We start from the raw sequence: 21851 nt of genomic DNA, 5'->3' as shown, positions 1-21851 counted from the left end.
ATGAACCAGGCAATCCTCAACGATCGTCACGCCGTCGTGACCGGCGGCGGCAGCGGCATTGGCGCGGCGACCGCCGCTGCGCTCCTGCAGGCCGGCGCACGCGTCACGCTGATGGGACGCGACGCCGCGCGGCTCGTGGCGCAGCGCACCGCGCTCGGCGGCGGCGAAAACGTGGCCTGCGTGAGCGTGGACATCACCGACGAAGACGCCGTGAATGCCGCGTTCGCACGTGCAGCCGAAACGCTCGGCGCCATCGATATCCTCGTGAACAATGCAGGCCAGGCCCAAGCCGCACCATTCGCGCAAACCGACCTCGCGCTCTGGAAACGCATGCTCGACGTGAATCTCACGGGCGCCTTCCTCTGCACGCGCGCAGTACTGGCCGCCATGATCGCACGCAAGAGCGGGCGTATCGTCAACGTCGCGAGTACGGCAGGCCAGGTGGGCTACCCGTACGTCGCCGCCTATTGCGCCTCGAAGCACGGCGTGATCGGCATGACGCGCGCGCTCGCGCTCGAAGTCGCCACGCAAGGCGTGACCGTAAACGCCGTGTGCCCCGGCTACACGGAAACGGAGCTGCTGCAGGCGTCGCTCGAGCAGATTACGCGCAAGACCTCGCGCAGCGAAGCCGAGGCACGCAGCATTCTCGTGCGCCACAACCCGCAGCAGCGCTTCGTCACGCCGGATGAAGTCGCGAACGCGGTGCTGTGGCTTTGCGCGCCTGGATCGTCTGCGATCACGGGCCAGTCCATCTCCGTTTCCGGTGGAGAAATCACATGACATCGCCAGCATCCACGCGCAAGAGCGCCACCACGAAAGCCGCAACGAAAGCGCCGCGCAAAGGCGTTGAAAAGCCAGCCGAGAACGTCGTCGACATGGAAATGAGCACGGGCGCCGACAGCCACATGGGCCTGCGCCTCTGGCTGCGCCTGCTCACCACGACGAACCTCGTGCAAGCCGAGCTGCGCCGCCGCCTGCGTGTGGAGTTCGATACGACGCTGCCGCGCTTCGACCTGATGGCGCAGCTCGAGCGCCACCCTGAAGGCCTGCGCATGACGGAGCTCTCGCGCCGCCTCATGGTGACGGGCGGCAACGTCACGGGCATTACCGATCAGCTCGAAAAGGAAGGCCTCGTCGTGCGCGACGTCGCCCCCGACGACCGGCGCGCCTTTGTGGTGCGCCTCACGGCCGAGGGCCGCGCCCTCTTCGACCGCATGGCGGCCGCCCACGAGCAATGGGTAGTCGAATTGTTTGGCGGCCTCTCGCTCGACGAGAAGTCGAAGATGCACGAGCGGCTCGGCAAGCTCAAACAACATCTGCGCAACGGCCTGGAAGGCTGATACCACTGAAATTGCAGAGATCCGGGAGACATATCTTGACGACACGTTCCAGCGCCGAAGCGCTCTTCGCGGGCAACCGCGTGACGCTCGCCGGTTATGAGGCACAACACTTCGGCTGGTCGGTACAAGGCCGCGTGGCGACCATCACGCTCAATCGCCCCGAGCGCAAGAATCCGCTCACGTTCGAATCGTATGCAGAACTACGCGATCTGTTTCGCCAGCTTGCCTACGCGACCGATGTGAAGGCCATCGTGCTGCATGGCGCGGGCGAGAACTTCTGCTCGGGCGGCGACGTGCACGACATCATCGCGCCGCTCATCGATCTGCCGATGCCCGAACTGCTGATGTTCACGCGCATGACCGGCGACCTCGTGAAAGCCATGCGGCACTGCCCGCAGCCGATCATCGCCGCCGTGGATGGCGTATGTGCCGGCGCGGGCGCCATTCTCGCTATGGCCTCCGACATGCGCTACGCCACGGCACGCAGCAAGCTCGCATTTTTGTTCACACGCGTGGGGCTCGCGGGCTGCGACATGGGCGCGTGCGCGATCCTGCCGCGCATCATCGGTCAGGGCCGCGCGGCCGAGCTGCTCTATACGGGGCGCTCCGCGAGCGGAGAAGAAGGCCACGCGTGGGGCTTCTACAACCGCATTTGCGAGCCCGAAGCGCTGCTCGCCGATGCGCAGAAGCTCGCCGCCGATCTCGCTTCCGGCCCGACCTTTGCGCACGGCATCACCAAGACGATGCTGCATCAGGAATGGACCATGAGCATCGACGAGGCCATCGAGTCTGAAGCGCAGGCACAGGCGATCTGCATGGCCACGCGCGACTTCGGCCGTGCCTATGAAGCGTTCGCGGGCAAGACGCGTCCGGTTTTCGAAGGGGACTGAATTGAACGCTGCCGTTGAAACCCATCTCCACGACGCGCTTGCGTGGCCGTTCTTCGAAGATCGCCATCGTGCGCTTGCCGCGGGAATCGAAGCGTGGTCGCGCGAGCATCTCGCGCACGTGCCGCACGATGATGTCGATGCAACCTGCCGCGCGCTCGTGCGCCAACTGGGCGAAGCCGGCTGGCTGCGCTACGGCGTGGGCGGCACCGCTTACGGCGGTCACGGCGACACTATCGATACGCGCGCCGTCTGCCTGCTGCGAGAAACGCTCGCCAAGCACTCCGGCCTCGCCGATTTTGCGCTCGCCATGCAGGGCCTGGGCTCCGGCGCCATCTCGCTGGCTGGCAACGACGCGCAGAAGTCGCGCTATCTGCCGCGCGTGGCGCGCGGCGAAGCAATCGCCGCGTTCGCGCTCTCCGAGCCGGAAGCGGGCTCCGACGTCGCCGCGATGGCGCTCGCCGCTCGCGCCGAGGGCGACGATTACGTGCTCGACGGCGAAAAAACCTGGATCTCGAACGGCGGCATCGCCGACTTCTACGTGGTGTTCGCCCGCACCGGCGAAGCGCCGGGCGCACGCGGCATCAGCGCGTTCGTGGTCGATGCCGGCACGCCCGGGCTCGAAATCGCCGAACGCATCGACGTGATTGCGCCGCACCCGCTCGCGCGCCTGCGCTTCACCGGCGCGCGCGTGAAGCGCAGCCAGATGCTTGGCGCCCCCGGCGAGGGCTTCAAGATCGCCATGCGCACGCTCGATATTTTCCGCACGTCGGTCGCGGCGGCTTCGCTGGGCTTCGCGCGCCGCGCGATGGCCGAAGGGCTCGCACGCGCCGCTTCGCGCAAGATGTTCGGCCAGACGCTAGGCGATTTTCAGTTGACCCAGGCAAAGCTCGCGCAAATGGCGCTCACCATCGACAGCAGCGCCCTGCTCGTCTATCGCGCCGCGTGGCTGCGCGACCAGGGCGAAAGCGTGACGCGCGAAGCCGCCATGGCGAAGTGGCACGCAAGCGAAGGCGCGCAACAGGTGATCGACGCGGCCGTGCAGCTGTGGGGCGGCATGGGCGTGCAAAGCGGCAATATCGTCGAATCGCTCTACCGGGAGATTCGCTCGCTGCGCATTTACGAAGGCGCGACGGAAGTGCAACAGCTGATCGTCGGGCGCGACTTGCTCAAGGCATACCACGCCGCGTAAGCGACTGCTGCGCGACGCTCTCTACGGAACCGGACGAAACATGAAACAAGCCCTTCTTCCCGCAGGCTGGGTCAAGCCGCGCGGTTATGCCAACGGCGTCGCCGCTTCCGGCACGCAGGTCTATATCGCCGGGCAGATCGGCTGGGACGAGAACGCGCGTTTCACGAGCCGCGAATTCGGCGCGCAGGCCGTGCAGGCGCTGCGCAATATCGTCGCCGTGCTCGAAACGGCGGGCGGCAAGCCCGAGCACCTCGTGCGCATGACCTGGTACGTGACCGACAAGAAGGAGTACCTGGCATCGCTAAAGGAAATCGGCGCGGCGTTTCGCGAGCTGATCGGCGACTACGACATCGCGATGAGCGCGGTTCAGGTGGTGGCGCTCATGGAAGACGACGCAAAAGTGGAAATCGAAGCGACGGCCGTGATTCCCGACGGCGCACGCCTCACGCGCCAATAATCCGCCCACGCAACGGAACGATCAGCTCATCTAGCCAGCCGGAGACGCCATGCAACCCACCGCCCATGTCGATACGTTCGCACGCGATCATCTGCCGCCCGAGTCGCAGTGGCCCGACATGCTGCTCGACAATCCCGACGTCGCCTACCCCGCGCGCATGAATTGCGCCGTCGAGTTGCTCGACCGTGCGATCGAGGCCGGTCACGGCGAGCGCCCGGCCATCTGGTCGGATGTCGACGGCAAGCCGCAACCGACCACCTATGCCAAGTTGCTCGCGCTCGTCAATCGCAGCGCGCGCGTGCTGGTGGAAGACATGGGGCTGCAGCCGGGAAATCGTGTGCTGTTGCGCGGACCGAACACGCTGCAGATGGCGGTGGCGTTTCTCGCGTCGCTCAAGGCAGGCCTCGTGGTGATTCCCACCATGCCGCTGCTGCGCGCGAAGGAGCTCAAGCAGATTGCAGCCAAGGCGCAGGTTTGCGCGGCTTTGTGCGACGTGCGGCTCACCGAAGAACTCGCGCGCTGCATGGACCCCGCCGACGAATTCTTTTACCAAGGCATCAAACAGGTCTGCTATTTCCACGACGACTCGCCTGGCACCCTGGAGGCGCTTGCTGCAGGCAAGCCGGCGGACTTCACGGCCTGCGACACGGCCAGCGACGACGTCTGCCTGATCGCCTTCACGAGCGGCACAACGGGCATGCCCAAGGGCTGCATGCACTTTCACCGCGACGTGATCGCAATGTGCGACCTGTTCCCGCGTTATGTGCTGAAGCCCACGGCCGAGGACGTGTTCTGTGGCACGCCGCCGCTCGCGTTCACGTTCGGGCTGGGCGGCCTGCTGTGTTTTCCGCTGCGCGCCGGCGCGTCGACCGTGCTGATCGAAAAGCTCACGCCGGCGCTGCTGCTCGACACGATCCAGCGCTTTCACGCGACGATCGCCTTCACCGCGCCCACGTTCTACCGGCAGATGGCGCCGCTCGTCACGCAGTATGACCTTGCCAGCCTGCGCAAGACGGTATCCGCCGGCGAGGCGCTGCCGCAGGCCACGCGCAACCTGTGGCGCGACGCGACGGGTATCGAGATGATCGACGGCATTGGCGGCACCGAACTGATCCATATCTTCGTCTCGTCCGCGGGGGCCGATGTGCGTCCCGGCTCGATCGGCCGCGCGGTGCCCGGCTACGTCGTGCAGGCGCTGGACAACGACCTGCAGCCTGTGCCGCCCGGCGTGACGGGCAATCTCGCCGTGCGTGGCCCGACCGGCTGCCGCTACCTCGCCGACGAACGCCAGACGGTGTTCGTGCGCGGCGGCTGGAACCTGCCCGGCGACGCGGTTTCTATCGACGCCGACGGCTATGTGTTCTATCAGGCCCGCTCCGACGACATGATCGTTTCGTCGGGCTACAACATCGCGGGGCCCGAAATCGAGACGGTACTCATGCAGCACCCTGCCGTGGCCGAGTGCGGCGTAACGGGCGTGCCCGACGAAGTGCGTGGGCAGGTGGTGAAGGCGTTCGTCGTCTTGCGCCCCGGCTTCAGCGCTGGCGACGCGCTGGTTGCCGAATTGCAGGAGTTCGTGAAGAACGCCGTGGCGGCGTACAAGTACCCGCGCCTGATCGCGTTTATCGACGCGCTGCCGCGCACCGAGACCGGCAAGCTCAAGCGCTCGGCGTTGCGGTCGATGTGAGGCGGCATTGGACCAAAGAAATACTACGTAAACCGTCAATTTCTTAACATCTTTGATCTGTCGCTCGCTCTCAATATGTGCGTTATTTTGCTCATATTGAGAGACGATTGCAGTTTTGCGCAAAATTGCGCGCATTCTTCCTGGTGGACGGCTGCCGTTTCGATGCGCAAAATTATGCGCAAAGAGTCCAGTCCCAACCTATAATGCGCACCATGATGCGCAAAAAAACCACAAATCTCTCGATTTCCAACGTCGAGCGCTTGTCAGAAGGCCTGCGCGCGACGCGCCGCGAGCGCAAGCTGACCCAGCAGGCCCTGGCGGAGCAGGCGGGCGTTGCCCGCCGTACCGTCACGAACGCTGAGCACGCAGGCAACGTCGGCATACGTGAACTCTGCCGTCTCGTCAACGCGCTCGGCTATGAAGTCGTGCTCCGCCCCATGGACACCGTGATCCTCGAGGACCTGAACGACATCTTCAAGGACGACGAATGACCGCCGACGCATCATTCGACCTCGAGCGGCTCCTGCGCGAAATCCGCAGTCTGGAAGTCCATACGCCGCAGGGCCCGAGCGGTCTGCTCGCGCGCGAAAGCCGCTTCGTCTTCAATTACGGCGACGTCGCGGACGTGGCCGCGGTGTCGCTCACCATGCCGGTGCGGCGCCAGAGCTATGCGAGCGGCGACCTGATGGGCGTCTTCGCGATGAACCGGCCAGAGGGCTACCTGCGCTTCGTCATCGAGGAGCGGCTCGCGCGCTACGGCGCGCCAGGCGACATGTTTCTGCTCTTTCTCGCTGGCACCAACCAGATCGGCCGGCTCACCTATTCCGTGCCGGGCGAGCGTGTGCCGCACAGCGACGGCGAGCGTCTGGACGAATTGCTGTCGTCGCCCTCGGGCCGGCTGTTCGAGCGCCTGATCGACCGCTATGCGCTCGGCTCGGGCATCTCCGGCGTGCAGCCAAAGGCCGTTGTGCCGCTCGCCGCCGAGGCCGCCTCGCGCCCCGCGGAACACACGGCACTGCCCCTGCCCACAGTGATCGTGAAGGCCGAAGGCGATGACTTTCCCGGGCTCGCGCGCAACGAATACTTCTGCATGTCGGTGGCGAAGGAGGCGGCGCTGGAAGTCCCCGACTTCTGGCTTTCCGACGACGGCAAGCTCTTCGTGATGTCGCGCTTCGACCGCACGGCGAACGGTACGCCCCTCGGATTCGAGGACATGAGCGTGCTCACCGGCAAGGCGAAGTACGAGGGCAGCTACGAGATGATCGCGAAGGCCGTGGACATCTATACGCGTTCGGACCCGGCGCAAAAGCGGCGCCTGTTCGAGCGCATCGCTCTCTCGTGCCTGTTACGCGACGGCGATGCTCATATGAAGAACCTGGGAATCCTCTATATCGATCCGACCGGGCCGCGCCGTCTTGCTCCGGTGTTCGACGTGGTCTGCACGGACATCTATCCGGATCTCGACGGGCGCATGGCGCTGAGCCTGAACCGCAGCAAGACTTTTCCGCTGCCGGCGGAACTCCATGCCTTCGCCCGGCGCCTCGATCTGCGGCAGACCGAAAGCGAGGAGATCATGAAGCGCCTGCACGACGCCTATCGCACAGTCGCCGAGCGCCTCTCAGACGACCCGCGATTCCACGAGGGCGATCTGCTCGCGAGGATCCGGCGAGCCGTCGAGCGGCCGGGCGTGAAACCCATCTCACGCCCGAAGCTCGTGCGTTAGGCGCGCGAACACGGACATCGACGCGCCGGCCGCCCGCATCAGCTCTTGCCCGCCTCCTGCACCGCGAACGCCATGCGTTTGTCCACGGCGTCGTAGCGGCACACGACTTTGGCGCCCTCCTTCACGCCGCCCTTGAGCATTTCCTTCGCCAGCTCGTTCTCCACCGCCTGCTGCATCTTACGCTTCAACTCGCGTGCACCGAATTCCGGCCGATATCCCTCCGATGCAAGGTGATCGATCACGCTGTCGTCGAACGTCAGGTCGATATCCTGGCTACGCGCCATGCGCCGGACCTGCTCGAGCTGCAGCCGCACGATCGAGCGCAGCTCGTCGCTGTTGAGCGGCTGGAACACGATGATTTCGTCGATGCGATTCAGGAACTCGGGCCGGAAGTGCTGGCGCAGCTCGCCCATCACGGCACTCTGCATCGACCCTTCGGCGCTGGAGAGGAAACCGGGCCCCGAGCGCTTTTGCCCCGAGACCACGTCGGAGCCAAGATTGCTCGTCGCGATCACGACCGTATTGCTGAAGTCGACCACGCGTCCCTTGCCGTCGGTGAGCCGCCCGTCGTCGAACACCTGCAGCAGCACGTTGTAGACGTCGGAGTGGGCCTTTTCGATCTCGTCGAGCAGGATCACGCAATAGGGGCGGCGGCGCACCTTCTCGGTCAACTGGCCGCCTTCGTCATAGCCGACATAACCCGGCGGCGAGCCGATCAGCCGCGACACCGCATGGCGCTCCATGTACTCGCTCATGTCGATGCGCACGATGGCGTCTTCGTCGCCGAACACCACTTCGGCCAGCGCCTTCGCAAGCTCGGTCTTGCCGACGCCCGTCGGCCCGAGGAACAGGAACACCGCCGTGGGCCGCCGCCCGCGCCGCAGCCCGGCGCGCGAGCGGCGCACCGCATCGCTTACCGCGACAATGGCCTGCTCCTGGCCGATCACGCGCTCATGCAGCCGCTGTTCCATTTCGAGCAGTCGCGTGCGCTCCTCGGCGGTCAGCTGCGTGACCGGCACGCCCGTGAGCTTCGAGACGATCTCCGCGACATCTTCGCTCGTCACGTCGGAAGTCACGGTGCCGAGCTGACCTTTCCAGTCATTGGTGGCCTGCGCGAGCGCCTTTTCCTTGTCGGCGATCGGCTCGTCGAGCGTATGCGCCCGCTCGAAATTCTTGCGCGTCGCCGCGTAATCCTGCTCGCGCCGCAACTGCGCCAGTTCGGCTTCGAGCTCGAGAATCGCCGCGGGCCGCGAGGTGGCCGAAAGATGCACGCGCGCCGCCGCCTGGTCGACCAGATCGATCGCCTTGTCGGGCAGGAAGCGCCCCATCACGTAGCGGTCCGACAGCTCGGCCGCCGACACGAGCGCGTCGTCGCGAATGGTGACGTGGTGATGCACCTCGAGCTTGTCGCGCAAACCGCGCAGGATGTTGATCGTCTGATCGACGCTCGGCTCGGAGACGAACACCGGCTGAAAGCGCCGCTCGAGCGCCGCGTCCTTCTCGATGTACTTCTGGTACTCCGAGAGCGTCGTCGCGCCGATCAGGTTCAGTTCGCCGCGCGCCATGGCCGGCTTGAAGACGTTGGCGATGTCGAGGCCGCCTTCGCCGCCGCCCTGGCCCGCGCCGACGATCATGTGCACTTCGTCGATGAAGAGCACGAGGCTCTCGCGCTGCGCCGCGATTTCCTCCATCACGCCTTTCACGCGCTCTTCGAATTCGCCGCGGTATTTCGCGCCCGCAATCAGACCGTTGACGTTCAGCTCGACGAGCCGCCGCCCGCGCAGCGATTCGGGCACGTCGCCGTTGAGCATGCGTTGAGCGAGGCCTTCGGCGATCGCCGTCTTGCCCACGCCCGGCTCGCCGATCAGCACCGGGTTGTTCTTGCGCCGGCGCGCGAGCACTTCCACCACGGTCTCGATCTCGCTCGAACGGCCGATCACCGGGTCGAGCTTGCCCTCGCTCGCGAGCGCCGTGAGGTCGCGGCTGTATTGATCGAGCTGCGGCGTCGCGCTCGGGCCTTTCGCGGCGGGCCGCTCGCGCTTGTCGCCCTGGGCCTCCACGAGCCGCTGCAGCACCTTTTGCGGCGTGACGCCATAGCGGCCCAGCAGATGGCCCGCAAAACTCTCCGGCACCTGCGTGAGGCCGAAGAGCAAATGCTCGGGCGCGACGTAGCTGTGACCCAGTTCGCGCGAAACAAGAAATGCGCGGTCGAGCGCGCCCTTCAGGCGTGGCGAGACGCCGATGCGGCCGTCCTCGGGAACACCCGCGCCTTCGCGCTTTTGCGCATTGGCGTCGATGAACGCGCGCACGTCGTCGGGCTGAATGCCCAGACGCTTGAGGATCGCCGCGCCGGCGTCGTTGCCCGCGAGTTCGTAAAGCAGATGCTCCGTGTCGACCTCGCGCCGCCCGAACTGCACCGCCCGCTCCGCCGCGCGCTGCAGCAATTCGCGCGCCACGTCACTGAAATAGCGCTCGACGATGGCGCCGTCGCCGGCTTCCATCGCCTGCGGCGCGGGTTCGCCCGCCGCCTCGCCGGCGTCGCCTGTGCCGTCGGCCTGCTGCGAGGCGCGAAACAACGCCTCCAGCGGGCTCAAGGTGCGTTGATGCCGTGTCAGTTGCGCGTAGTGATAGTCGCAGACATCGAGAAAACGCCGCCTGCCGTCCTGCAATACGGCGACCCGCACCGTCGCGGGGCGCACGCCGCAGATATCGCAGTTGAACTGAGCCATTTCGTCTCCTTGGAAGCCGTGCGCAGCGCGCGCGGATGCGCCGCCCGCGACCAGAAATGGCACGAGGCATGCCCACGCGAGCGCTGCATAAATGCTCTAACGAATGCCGAAGCGAAGTTCAGACGTCATCGTAACGTCGAATCGAACTGCGCGTCGTCAAGGAGACGTTTGCGAATCGATGAAAGGACTTGCGCCGCCTCAACCGTCCTGGCGGGCTGAGGAGTTGGCCGCATCGCGGGCTTGCGCCGCCGGGTCGCGTATCCATGCGCTCAGCAGGGTGGACGAAACGGCGAGGATCACCGGCCCGATGAAGAGCCCGACGATCCCGAAGGCGAACAAGCCGCCGAGCACGCCGGAGAGAATCAGCAGCATCGACAGATTGACGCCGCGCCGGATCAGCACCGGACGCACGAGGTTGTCGAGCATGGCGACCATCACGGACCACACCGCGAGCAGGATGGCCGCAACATGCGCGTCATGCACGAACAGCCAGATCACGCCGCCGAGCAGCGGCAGCGTCGGGCCGATCTGCGCGAGGCAAAACATGAGCATCACGGCGGTGAGCACGCCCGCTCCCGGCACCCCGGCCACCCACAGGCCAATGCCGCCGAGCGCCGACTGCAGGATCGCCGTCACGACGATGCCCAGCGCCACCGCGCGAACCGAAGCGCCCGCGAGCTTGACGGCCTGCTCGCCATAAGCGGGCGCCACGCGAATGGCGAAGCGCGTGACATAGTCGGCGGCCTGCTCGCCGCTGCTGTACAGAATGCCCGTGATGATGATCGTGATGAACATGTGCATGACGAACACGCCCACCGATGCGGCATGCCCGATCAACCAGTGCGCTGCGATCGAAACGTACGGTTCGAGCTGCGCGAGCAGGCCGCCAGGACCGGCGTCCGAAAACTCCTGCCACTTGCTGGCAATGCGGCCGCCCACCACGGGAATGTCACTAACCCACTGCGGCGGCGCCGTCAACGCGTAGTCGGGCAGCTTGCGGATCAGCTCCATGATCTCGCCGCCGTGCAACGCGAGCGTCGAGATGGCTTCATAGAGCGGCAGCACGATCACGACCAGCAGAATGAGCAGCATCACAAGGGTGGCGAGCCAGCGGCGGTTGCCGCAGCGCCGCTCGATCGCTCTCATGGCGGGCCAGGTCGCGACGACGATCGTCGTCGCCCAGATCAGGCCCGGAAGGAACGGGCGCATGACGTAGAGGCTGCCGGTCGTCAGCGCGCAGAGTATGGCAACAACGAACAGGATGCGTGCCAGGTCAGGCATGGCTTGCGGCTTCACGTACTTCTCCTCACAGCAGGGCGCGCCTCATGGCGCCGACGCGCTAGTCTATATCGGATACGCTACGAATCCCTTTTAAAAGTGCCGCAGCGCTGCCGCCCGGAATGCACTCTGGAATAATGGCCCTTTCCCCGACCTTGCAACGAAGAAGAGCCAGCCATGACCGCAACCGATAGCAAACTGCCCTGCGTGCTCCTGACCAACGACGACGGCATCGACGCGCCCGGCCTCGCCGTGCTCGAAGCCGTGGCCGCCGAACTCGCGCACGAGGTCTGGGTCGTCGCGCCCGAACACGACCAGAGCGGCACCTCGCACTCGATCAGCCTGCATACGCCGCTGCGCGTCTCCCGGCACGGCGAACGGCGCTTCGGCGTGCTCGGCACGCCCGGCGACTGCGTGGTGATGGCCGTGCGCCAGCTCATGGGCGACGTGCGCCCTTCGCTCGTACTCTCGGGCATCAACCGCGGCGGCAACCTCGGCGTGGAGACGATGTTCTCCGGCACGGTAGGCGCAGCCATGACGGGCCTGCTGCTCGGCCTGCCGTCCATCGCGTTGAGCCAGACCTTCCGCGACCGCGAGCGGGTGCGCTGGGACACCGCCCGCGCGCTCGCACCGGACGTGATTCGCCGCCTCGCCGCCGTCGCGCACGATGCGCCGGTCTGCCTGAACGTGAATTTCCCCGATATCGACGCGAGTGCGGCGGGACCGCTCACGGTCACGCGCCAGGGCGTGGGGCTCGTGCAAGGCATCGACGTCGTGCCGCAGATCGACCCGCGCGGCATGGACTACCACTGGCTGCGCTTCAATCGCGGCCCGCGCGAGAACGGCCCCGACAGCGAAACGGCCGTGGTGAACTCAGGCCGCGTTTCGGTCACGCCGCTGCATTTCGAGCGCACCGACGAAAAAACCTTTGTCACGTTGCAGGCGGCGCTCGGCGCTGCCGCCTGAACATGGCTCGATCATCGTGACGATCATGCGCGCGCGGCGGACTCCATCGCCCGCGCGATGGCGTCGCGCATGTCCTCAGGAATGCCAATCGACTTGTGGGTGTCGAGCGAGGTCGTCACGATGGTCTGGCGCGCCGCCATGCGCAGCACGCCGTCCACGCCCGTGCACGCCCACGCGAGCGTGAGCGACGCCCCGCCGAGACGCTCGACGTCGAGCGAAAGCCAGACCTCGTCGCCCATCTTGCTCACCGCCTTGAAATCCACTTCGAGCCGCACGGTCGGCATGCCCACGCGGCGAGCGCCGATCACACCGTGATAACCCTCTTGCGGCAGCAACTCGTCGATCCACGACTCGACGAGATCGTTGAAGAGGACGAAATACTGCGGATAGAACACGATACCGGCGGGATCGCACTCCGAGAAGTGAATCTTGTGTTTGCGGCGGTACGTGGGCGTCGCCATGCGTGGGTCTCCTGTCATGCCTGCTCGCCGCAGCGTCAAATCACGAGCCGCGACACTTTCACGCCTTCCAGCGACACCCCGGCCATGAGGCCTGCATTGGTCAGCACGAACGCCTCCACGGGGCTCGTGGCGGTCGAGGTATCGACGTTGCCGTTCGCGCCTACCGTGACGAGCGCAACCGTGGCGTCCGCGCCGGCCGACCAGCCCTGGCTGCTCGTGAAATCGTTGAGCGCGACCGGGTTCATGAACGCGAAGATGATGGCCTTGGACTGCGCGCCGATCTGCAGACCGAACGAACCCGCAATGGTGCTGTAGTAGCCCGTCGTGCGGCCATCCACGCGCAGCGCGCCGGTGCCGTATTGCCCGCCGATCCAGAAGCCTGCCGACAGCACCTGCGGAAAGACGAGCACGCCGCTCGACTTCGAAATCAGTTCCTGCGACCCGCTCACCGTGTTGTAGAGGCGCGTGAGCGTGGCGTCGACGCCCGCGTCGATCGAATTGCGCTTCGCGGTGTTCTGCGCTGCGCTGCTCTGCGAGCCCGGCGGCGTTGTCGTGCAACCGGCAAGCGCAAGGCCGCTGGCGGCGAGAGCGGCACTGGAGCTGAGAAGAAATTGACGTCGGCGCATGAGAGGGTTCCTGTGCAAATGGGACTTCGAATGTCCGCGCCGGCCCGATCGTGGATATACGTGCCGCGCGCAAAGCGCTACAGGATAGCGCGCATGGCCGTCGCCGGGGCAAACCCGCAATCCGGTGCGTGGACACCCGATCTCCCGGGCGCCCGGCCGGCTGCGGCGGCCATGACCGCTCATCCTTGGGGGTATAGGACCATGCAGCGGGCATCGAGTTCGCACAGAGATGTAAGGAAATGCTCAGCCGCAGGCGTTTCGATGCAACGCAACATCGTCGGGCTTTTCGAATCCGTTCGATATCGGCAGGGCGGCCGCGTCGCTAAATTGTGGACATACCAGGGCGCAAGTTGCGATTCCCCACGCAGCGGCGCCCCGCCTGATCAGAAAGAGTTTCGCCATGCTCCCCACCACGCCAGATCGATCGCCACAACCGCGCACCCCAATGCTCACGCGTGCCTGCGACCGCCTGAGCGGCGCCGGCGTCTATCTGCTGCCGCCGCTGTATGTGGGCTTCGTCGCCATGCTGTTCCTGCTCTGCCGGGCGCCGGTCGGCGCCTTCTGGCTGCTGGCCGCGGCCGGCGCGCTCGCGGGGGCCATGGGCATCTGCGCGCTGGTCTTCTATGCGGCCAGCGCCCTGCACGTCGCCCCGCCCCAGCCGGCGACCACACGCGCCGCCGTTTCCCGCGGCACGGCCCGCCCGATGCCGCAGCGTTTCGTGCAGATGACCACGCGCACGTGCAGCCAGCACTGCGCCGGGACCGATGGCGCTCGCACGCGGTTCACGGTGTCGTGCTTTCACGCACATTGCCACTCAGGCAGCGCAAGCAAAGAGACCCACTGAGCGGTGAATTGAGCGGCGAACTGCGCGGCCACGCCCGACTTCACGGTCAGGCAAACTCCGACAACCATAAGTAATCCCTGACTTATAATGGCCAAAACCATGACAGAGCAACGCGCGCGCTAAATCCGGCTCTGCATGTCTCGCCCTCCGGCTCATCCGATTTCAGGCGACACGCTCACGACCATGACGAAAGCAACGCAAGATGTGCGGATCGTGGTGGCCGACGACCATCCCGTCGTGCTGACGGCGATCAGCGATTATCTCAACACCACGCCGGGCTTCAGGGTAGTCGCGAAAGCCGCCACCGGCGCGGGACTCATCGACGCCTTGCGCGACACCGAGTGCGAGCTGATCATCACCGACTTCTCGATGCAGGGCGACGTCGAAGACGAAGACGGCCTGCGGCTCGTCAGCCGCTTGCGGCGGCTCTATCCCGATACGCCCGTGATCGTGTTCACGATGGTCACCAACGGCGGCATCCTGCACCAGCTTGCGCAGCTCGGCGTGGCGGGACTCATCGGCAAGGATGAGCCGATTCCCGCGCTCGGCGAGGTCTGCCGGCGCGCGCTCGCGGAACCGGGCACGGCGCTTTCCGCGCGGATTGCCGAACGCCTTGCGAAAGAAGGCTCGACCGTCGGCGAATTTCAGCGCAACCAGCCGCTGTCGCCGCGCGAACTCGAAGTGGTGAGGCTCTTCGCACTCGGCCTGAGCGTCACCGAAATCTCGAAGCGCTTGAACCGCTCGGTCACCACCGTCGCCACCCAAAAACGCGCGGCCATGCGCAAGCTCCACCTCGAATCGAATGCCGATCTGATTCGTTACGCCGGCGAACACGGATTCGCGTAATGCCACGCGCCTCCCGCAGGGACGCTTTCACGCAGGCCTCGCCTTATGAAGCGCTCAGGGCGCTCGAGCGCAACCTGAAGCGGGAAAGACGCGTCTTCGCAATGCTCACAGGCCTGCTGATCTTCGCGGCGCTGTGCATGGCGGCCGTCGCGATCGGCAGCCTGGGGTTCGCCGCGCTGCGTGTGCAGGCGCTAGAGGCGATCGCCTTGAGTGCGAACGCCAACGCGCGGCTCGAACGGCAGGTCACGATACTCGGAAGCGCGGCGGTTCTCCTTGTGAGCGCAGACTCGTCCACACTCGCCCAGCCCACGAACGCCACAGCAATGCAGCACTGCTCCCCGGTGTTCAGCAACGGCATGGATGACGCATCGGATCTGAGTGCGGCCTGCGATCGCTTCGTGGCAGCCGCCACGACCGTTGCGCCAGTCGTCCCGGTCATATTGTTGAAGGTCGACGGCAGTGCCGCGTACGGGCACGACATCGCGCCGAAGGGTTTCCAGTTGCCTTCGGGCGACGCCACGCGCCTGCTGGCCGACACGGTGCTCCTGCGCATCGCGGCGCGCGGGCAGGATGTCACCGCCCTGGCCCGCGCGGTAAAAGTCGTCTGGTTCCGGCCGCCGACGACACTCGGTTTTGCTCCCAATCTCGCACTCGGTGCGCTGCCGGTGCTAAGGGACGGCAAGCCCTACGCGTTCGTCATCACGAGCGTGGATGTCGATACGCTCAACCGAACGCCCGCAGGCGCTCCCCCCTTGATTGCCGCCACGCTGTTCAACGTGGACGGCGACGTACTCACCGGCCCGCTGACACCCGCTGCGGCACAGTATCTCGACCGGATCGTCGCGCCACTGCCGCGCAGCACCTTCCACGTCCTGCCGCGCTTCGGCTACGTATGGCGCGAGCCGCCGCTCGCGCATGCCTTCGGGCACTACACCGTGGCCCTCTCGTGGCGCGACTTCTTCACGCTGATCCGCACGCCCGCCCTGATTGTTCTCGCGCTCACGGCGGCACTCATCGCCATGCTCTTCGCGCTCTCGCGCTACTGGAATCGGCGCGTGCTCACGCGCAACTACGACGAAGCCACCCGCGCGCTAGAAGGCGAGCTGCTCAACCATTTGCTCGTTCACGCCACGCCGGTTGGCCTGTGCATCGTCAGGCGCAGCAACTTCGAGATCGTCGTGGCGAATCAGATCGTGCGCAACGTGCTCGGACTCGACGAGCATGCCACGCGTCTGCCGAGCGCCCTGTGCGCGGAATTCGAGAAGCACTCGCCGTGGCCAGAAGCCGCGAGTCACATTGAAAAGACGCCGATGTACGAGTTGCCTTACTCGCTCGAGCGCCCCGATGGAGAGGGCCTGCATCTCGCCATCACCTACGCGCCCGCCACCATGAACCGCGAAGACGTGATGTTCTGCGCAGTCGCCGACATGTCCAAGCACTATGAAGTCGAGCGGCTGCTGCGCGAAGCGAAGCGCCTGAGCGACGAAGCCGCGCGCGCGAAAGTCAGCTTCTTTGCGGCGATGAGCCACGAGATCCGCACGCCGCTCGGCTCGCTCGTCGGCAATATCGAGTTGATGGCGCGCGGTCCGCTCGCGCCGGAACAAGGCGCGCGCGTGCAGGCCATGCAGATTTCCGCGGCCGAACTGCTGCAGATCGTGAGCGACGTGCTCGACTTTTCGAAGATCGATGTCGGCCAGATGAAGCTGGTCGAAGAAGCCGGGTCGATTGCAGGACTGCTCGTGCGTATCGCGCTCGCCCACGCCCCGCTCGCCGTGCGTCAGCGTTTGCCGTTCTATCTCGTGATGGACCGCGCCATTCCGGCTCAGCTTCACTTCGACGCCATGCGGCTCGCGCAGATCGTCAACAACCTGCTCAGCAACGCGTTCAAGTTCACGCGCTCCGGCAAGATCGTGCTGCGGGCGCACTGGCGCGAAAGCGCCCTGGAGATCAGCGTGAGCGACTCCGGCGGCGGCATTGCCGAAGACCTCAAACCGCTCCTGTTCCAGCCCTTCACGCAGGGCGACGCCCACAAGCTCACGCAGGCGCGTGGCACCGGGCTCGGGCTTTCCATCTGCGCGCGCCTGACCGAGTTGATGCACGGACGCATCGCGCTCGACAGCGCGCTCGGCGTGGGCACGCGCGTCACGGTCACGCTGCCGTTGCACCCCGAGGGCCAGGCCACGGCAGGCGAAGCATGGACGCTGCCCGAAGCGCATCCCGCCATCTTGTGCCGTGCGCCCGAAAACCACGAATGGCTCGCCAACCTGTTCGATGTGCGTGTGAGCACGCCGACCTTCCTGAGCCTCGACGAACCGCAGCGCGAGGGCACGTTCGACTATGTGCTCGTGACCGACGAGTTCTCGCGTGACGATGTTGCGCGGCTCCGGCCCGCCGGCATGAAAATCGTGTGGCTGCGCCAGGACGGCCCACTCGTGCCTCTCGAACTCGCCGACGGCGCCGTCGAAGTGAGCCTGTACAGTTTGAGCGGCATCCGCGCGGCGACACAGTTGCTGGGGCGCGGCGCGGCGGCGGCTGAGGCGGCAGCCGTTGAGACGCCGCGCCCCAGCCCCGCCAACAGTGAACGCTTCGCAACCCTGAATGTTCTGATCGCCGAAGACAACCTGCTCAATCGCGGCCTGCTGCGCGACCAGCTGCGCACGCTCGGCGCAAGCGTGGTTGAAGCGAAAGATGGCGAGGAAGCTCTCGTGCGGCTGGGCGAGCATCAAGTGGATCTCGTGCTGACCGACCTGAACATGCCGGGCATGAACGGCAGCGCGCTGCTCAAGGCGACGCGCGCGAAGTTCCCTTCGCTGCCGGTCTACGCGCTGAGCGCCGACGCGCTGCCCGAGCAGATTGCCCAAGGGCGCGCGCTGGGCTTCACCGATTACCTCACCAAGCCGCTCGCGCTCGCGGAACTCGCGCGCGTGCTGGCCACCGTGTCAGAGCAAAGCCGCGCCAACGAGGCCGCAGCAGGAACTGGACGACCCAGCCATGCAGCTGAAGAGGATACCGAAGTACCTGAAGACGAAGAGCCGCCTCGCTTCCCGACACTCGCTCCGGCGTTCGCCGACCTCTTCATCGAGCAGGCCGACCGCGACATCGCCGAGTACGCCCACATCGCGCAGCAGCGCGATTTCAATCGCCTGCGCGAGTGGGCGCACCGCGTGTCGGGCGGCCTTGCGGTGCTGGGCCCCTCGATGCTCAACGAAGCCTGCCTTGAATTGCGCGCAACGCTGCGCGATGCAGGCGAATGGACCGGCGACGTGAGCGAGCTGTCGGCGGCCGTCGTGGAGGAACTCGAAGCCATGCGCGCGCTCGCGGCGCACCGCGACGCCGTGTGACCGCCAAAGGATTCGCGTCGCGCTCAGCGCGTGCGTTGCAGGAATACGGGGGCTTCAGCGGGCGCATCCATCGGGCAAGCTTCGTTTTGCAGACGTACGCACCACTGACGCAACGCGGTGTCCTCGAGCGGGCAGCACACCGGGTTGCGCGGCGTGACGTGCCGGTGCGCACCAAGACGCAGCGCGAAGCTCTCCGGAAGCACAAGGCCGCAAGACGTTTCGCTCGTGCCACGCGCAAGCGGCGCGAACCCGGAAGCCGCATGCGGTTCATCCTCCATGGATTGATGCTGGGGCAGTCGCGGTGCCCAGCGCATGCCGGGCGCACGTCGGAAAGAAAATGCAGACATGGACGTTTCCGCCCTTCGCGGGCGGCTCCTGGGTCATATCGGACAGCTTCGATATTCGTCCGAGTCTTGCGCCCGATCCATAGAATCCCTTCTAAATGCGCCCAAGACCGCGACATCGCGCCGCGCTTATGACCGCCCTCAGATCTGCGGGCTCCCTGCGCAAACGTGAAATGCCGTGTTAGACTCCGCCGCGCAATCATTCTCATTCTCATGAATTCACGCAAGCATTCACTGCTGACCGCATGGCTTGGCCTCGTCGCCATGTGGCTCATCGTGCTTGCACCGCTCGTGAGCCAGCTCGTCGCCGCGCAGCACGCGCACGAGCCGGACGCCACGCTCTGCTCGGCCATGCAACCGGCCGGGGCCGGGAGCACGCCGCATCTTTCGCACGACGATGCATTCGGCGCATGCGGCTACTGCCACCTGCTCGAGCATCATGTGGCGATGCCTTCGGTTGCCGCGCCCGGGCCGCTGGGCGCACTCGCTCTCGCGCGCGACACGATCGCGCCGCCCGTCACGCACGACCTCCCCTTAGGCGCCTTCCCGTCGGGCAGGCCGCGCGCTCCCCCCGTCCTCTCCTGAATTACGTCGCCATCGTCCCGCCGATCGTGATCTGATTGCGTGCGCAACGAGCACGCATGACGCGCGCGGCGGCTCGTTTCCCGTTTTCAGGAAAGCATCTCATGTCCACGCTCGCCACGCGTGGCGCTGGCGTTCGCTTGCGCGAACGCGCAACGCCGCGCGCGCTTCGGCACGCCGGGCGCCTCGCGCTCGCCATGCTGCCGCGCGTCTTGCCGCTGCCTCTCATTGCGCCCATCGCCGTTCAGGCAGCCCATGCCGCCGAGGCGCAAACCGACGCCGCCTCGGCCGCCACGCTGCCCGCGGTCACAGTCAGCGCCACCGCTAGTACCGCCGCAGCGCCCGCCGTCGACCCGAACCTGCCCGCAACGGTGGAAACCGTCACGCCCGCGCAATTCGGCAACTGGAACGTCGTCAACACCGAGGACGTGCTCAAGTACCTGCCCAATCTCGCCGTGCGCAAGCGCTACGTGGGGGACTTGAACTCGATCATCGCCGTGCGCGGCACGAGCAATGCACAGAGCGCGCGCGGCCTCGTCTATGCCGACGGTCTGCTGCTCTCCAATCTGCTCGGCAACAGTTACAGTTTTCCGCCACGCTGGTCGATGGTGTTCCCCGACCAGATCCAGCAAGTGGATGTGATCTACGGACCATATTCCGCGCTCTATCCGGGCAACTCGCTCGGCGCCACCGTGCTCATCACTACCCGCATGCCGAAAACGTTCGAAGCGAACGCGGACGTGAAGGCGTTCACCCAGCATTTCAGCCTTTACGGCGTGAACCAGAACTTCAACGGCAGCGAGACAAGCGCCTCGATCGGCGACCGTATCGGCAAGTTCTCGTATTTGCTTGGCGTGAACCATCTGGAGAACACGAGCCAGCCGCTGCAATTCGCCACGCTCGCGCAGTCGACGAAACCCGCTCAGCCGGGCGACGTGCCCGTGCATGGCGCGTACTTCTACAACAACCAGACGAACACGCCCACGGTCGTGCTCGGCGTGAACGGCGAAGGCATGCAGCATACGGTGCAGGACCAGTTCAAGCTGCGCATGCAGTACGATTTCACGCCCACCGTGCAAGGCGGCGTGACGCTCGGCTACTGGCACCAGACCTACAACAACGCCACTTCGACCTTCCTTTACGACGCGAACGGCAACCCCGTGTATAGCGGCAAGGTGTCGATCAACGGCTACGAATACACGATACCCGCCGCCGCGTTCGCACCGAGCCGCGGCTGGAGCGAAAACTGGCTGTATGGCGCGACGCTGCGCACCCACCAGGCCACCGGCTGGAACGCGCAAGCCATTGCTTCGTACTACGACGTGAGCAACAGCGTGGCGCGCACGGCAAACGCGGGGGGGCCAGGCAACGGCCCCGGTGTCATGACGCTCGGCGACGGCACCGGCTGGAAGACGCTCGACCTCAAGACGACGTGGACGCCCGCCACGCGCGATGCCGGCCTCGCCGCGCACTGGCTCACGTTCGGCTATCACTACGACGACTACGCGCTCGACAACCGCACATACAACACGCTCGCTTGGCGCGACGGCGGCGCGAACAGCTTTGCCAATGCCTTCGCGGGCAAGACCGAAACCCAGGCGGTCTACGCACAGGACGCCTGGCGGTTTCTCCCGCGCTGGAAGTTCGTGTACGGCGTGCGCTACGAGAACTGGCGCGCGTACGACGGCTATCAGGCGCTCGGCAGCGTGAATGTGCCTTACGCGAACGTGGGCGACCATCACTTCTCGCCGAAAGCTTCGCTCTCGTTCGACGTGACCGACGACCTCACGCTGCGTGCTTCGATTGCGCGCGCCTACCGCTTCCCGAGCGTGAGCGAGTTGTTCCAGGGGCAGGTAAATGGCTCCTCCATCGTCAACAACAACCCGAACCTGCGCCCCGAGGACGATCTCTCGAAGGAACTGAGCGCCGAATGGGCGCACTGGAACGGCCTCTTTCGCTTGACGCTCTTTCAGGACGACGTAAAAAACACGATCTTCAGCCAGACCGATACGACGGTCATTCCGAACGTCACGAACTTCCAGAACATCGGCAAGGTGCGCTCGCGCGGCGTGGAAACGAGCTACCAGGGTGAAGACGTCATGCTGCACGGGCTCGATCTTGCGGCGAGCGTGGCGTACACGCAGTCGAAAATTCTGGAGAACGCGCAGAACCCAGCGAGCGTGGGCAAGTACTTCTATCGCATTCCGCTGTGGCGCGCGAATCTCGTCGCGACGTACCGCTTCGACGCGCGCTCGGCGCTCACGCTCGCCGCGCGCTACTCGGGGCGCCAGTACAACACGCTCACCAACACGGACACGAACCCGAACGTGTTCGGCGGCACGAGCACGTACACGGTCGCCGACGTGAAGTACACCTTCCGGCCGACGAAAAAGAGCGAGATCGGCGTGGGCGTCGACAACCTGTTCGACGCGCGCTACTTCGTCTATCACCCGTATCCCGGCCGCACGTACTACCTCGAAGCGAAGCTCGGCATTTGATCGCCTCCGCGTTTTCGTTTGAATCATCCATGCATTCGAGCCGCGCTGGC

19 protein-coding genes are annotated in these 21851 nt (G+C 65.7%); 14 read left to right on the top strand and 5 right to left on the bottom strand.

Annotated elements, in window-relative coordinates; genetic code table 11:
• The 8 genes from U5A57_RS35590 to U5A57_RS35555 all read left to right on the top strand — a co-directional run bounded on the left by U5A57_RS35590 (position 1) and on the right by U5A57_RS35555 (position 7286).
• Entirely contained in the window at positions 1-780 is a 780-nt protein-coding gene (locus tag U5A57_RS35590; protein ID WP_321916396.1) for an SDR family NAD(P)-dependent oxidoreductase, read from the top strand.
• Positions 777-1340 carry a MarR family transcriptional regulator gene (locus U5A57_RS35585; protein ID WP_321916394.1) on the top strand — a complete coding sequence of 188 codons (564 nt, stop codon included), beginning with the start codon at positions 777-779 and terminating at the stop codon, positions 1338-1340. The genes U5A57_RS35590 and U5A57_RS35585 overlap by 4 nt, the downstream gene beginning before the upstream one ends.
• 35 nt (positions 1341-1375) lie before the next feature.
• The gene (locus U5A57_RS35580) at positions 1376-2230 is read left to right on the top strand and encodes an enoyl-CoA hydratase family protein (protein ID WP_321916392.1); all 855 of its coding nucleotides are present in this window, start codon (positions 1376-1378) and stop codon (positions 2228-2230) included.
• Between the two features lies 1 nt (position 2231).
• Positions 2232-3419: an acyl-CoA dehydrogenase family protein gene (locus U5A57_RS35575; RefSeq protein ID WP_321916390.1), complete on the top strand. Its 1188-nt coding sequence runs from the start codon at positions 2232-2234 to the stop codon at positions 3417-3419.
• A 40-nt stretch (positions 3420-3459) separates the two neighbouring features.
• Positions 3460-3876, top strand: coding sequence for a RidA family protein (locus U5A57_RS35570; RefSeq protein ID WP_321916388.1), 417 nt, complete (start codon positions 3460-3462; stop codon positions 3874-3876).
• Between the two features lie 49 nt (positions 3877-3925).
• Entirely contained in the window at positions 3926-5563 is a 1638-nt protein-coding gene (locus U5A57_RS35565; protein ID WP_321916387.1) for an AMP-binding protein, read from the top strand.
• Positions 5564-5670: 107 nt separating this feature from the next.
• Positions 5671-6054: a helix-turn-helix domain-containing protein gene (locus U5A57_RS35560; RefSeq protein WP_321916386.1), complete on the top strand. Its 384-nt coding sequence runs from the start codon at positions 5671-5673 to the stop codon at positions 6052-6054.
• Positions 6051-7286 carry a type II toxin-antitoxin system HipA family toxin gene (locus U5A57_RS35555; RefSeq protein WP_321916384.1) on the top strand — a complete coding sequence of 412 codons (1236 nt, stop codon included), beginning with the start codon at positions 6051-6053 and terminating at the stop codon, positions 7284-7286. Before U5A57_RS35560 ends, U5A57_RS35555 begins: the two co-directional genes overlap by 4 nt.
• A 38-nt stretch (positions 7287-7324) precedes the next feature.
• On the opposite strand, the gene U5A57_RS35550 is transcribed toward U5A57_RS35555, so the two are convergent.
• Positions 7325-10015: an ATP-dependent Clp protease ATP-binding subunit gene (locus tag U5A57_RS35550; protein ID WP_321916383.1), complete on the bottom strand. Its 2691-nt coding sequence runs from the start codon at positions 10013-10015 to the stop codon at positions 7325-7327.
• A 198-nt stretch (positions 10016-10213) separates the two neighbouring features.
• Positions 10214-11296 carry an AI-2E family transporter YdiK gene (ydiK, locus tag U5A57_RS35545; RefSeq protein WP_321916458.1) on the bottom strand — a complete coding sequence of 361 codons (1083 nt, stop codon included), beginning with the start codon at positions 11294-11296 and terminating at the stop codon, positions 10214-10216.
• A 174-nt stretch (positions 11297-11470) separates the two neighbouring features.
• Between ydiK and surE the strand changes: the two genes are divergently transcribed.
• The gene (surE, locus tag U5A57_RS35540; protein WP_321916381.1) at positions 11471-12259 is read left to right on the top strand and encodes a 5'/3'-nucleotidase SurE; all 789 of its coding nucleotides are present in this window, start codon (positions 11471-11473) and stop codon (positions 12257-12259) included.
• Positions 12260-12282: 23 nt separating this feature from the next.
• Here the strand turns inward: surE and U5A57_RS35535 are convergent, their stop codons facing one another.
• Entirely contained in the window at positions 12283-12720 is a 438-nt protein-coding gene (locus tag U5A57_RS35535) for a thioesterase family protein (protein ID WP_321916379.1), read from the bottom strand.
• 35 nt (positions 12721-12755) lie between these two features.
• Positions 12756-13346, bottom strand: coding sequence for a YSC84-related protein (locus U5A57_RS35530; protein WP_321916377.1), 591 nt, complete (start codon positions 13344-13346; stop codon positions 12756-12758).
• Positions 13347-13791: 445 nt separating this feature from the next.
• Here U5A57_RS35530 and U5A57_RS35525 point away from each other — a divergent pair, with 445 nt between their 5' ends.
• The 3 genes from U5A57_RS35525 (at position 13792) to U5A57_RS35515 (ending at position 18377) form a co-directional block, all read left to right on the top strand.
• On the top strand, positions 13792-14190 hold the full coding sequence (locus U5A57_RS35525; RefSeq protein ID WP_321916376.1) for a hypothetical protein: 399 nt from the start codon (positions 13792-13794) through the stop codon (positions 14188-14190).
• Positions 14191-14373: 183 nt separating this feature from the next.
• Positions 14374-15036, top strand: coding sequence for a response regulator transcription factor (locus U5A57_RS35520; RefSeq protein ID WP_321916374.1), 663 nt, complete (start codon positions 14374-14376; stop codon positions 15034-15036).
• On the top strand, positions 15036-18377 hold the full coding sequence (locus tag U5A57_RS35515) for a hybrid sensor histidine kinase/response regulator (protein ID WP_321916373.1): 3342 nt from the start codon (positions 15036-15038) through the stop codon (positions 18375-18377). Before U5A57_RS35520 ends, U5A57_RS35515 begins: the two co-directional genes overlap by 1 nt.
• Positions 18378-18400: 23 nt before the next feature.
• Here U5A57_RS35515 and U5A57_RS35510 read toward each other — a convergent pair whose 3' ends face one another.
• Positions 18401-18655 (bottom strand): hypothetical protein, encoded by a 255-nt coding sequence (locus tag U5A57_RS35510; RefSeq protein WP_321916372.1) that lies wholly within the window; start codon positions 18653-18655, stop codon positions 18401-18403.
• Positions 18656-18934: 279 nt separating this feature from the next.
• Between U5A57_RS35510 and U5A57_RS35505 the strand changes: the two genes are divergently transcribed.
• A complete protein-coding gene (locus U5A57_RS35505; RefSeq protein ID WP_321916370.1) occupies positions 18935-19306 on the top strand; it encodes a DUF2946 domain-containing protein in 372 nt (123 codons plus the stop codon).
• 194 nt (positions 19307-19500) lie between these two features.
• Positions 19501-21801 (top strand): TonB-dependent receptor, encoded by a 2301-nt coding sequence (locus U5A57_RS35500; protein ID WP_321916456.1) that lies wholly within the window; start codon positions 19501-19503, stop codon positions 21799-21801.
• The last annotated feature ends 50 nt before the right edge of the window (positions 21802-21851 follow it).

The organism is Paraburkholderia sp. J11-2, assembly GCF_905220185.1.
In the GTDB taxonomy this organism is placed as follows: Bacteria; Pseudomonadota; Gammaproteobacteria; order Burkholderiales; family Burkholderiaceae; genus Paraburkholderia.
Note: the sequence above shows the minus strand (reverse complement) of the source record. Positions and strands in the feature narration are given on the sequence as shown.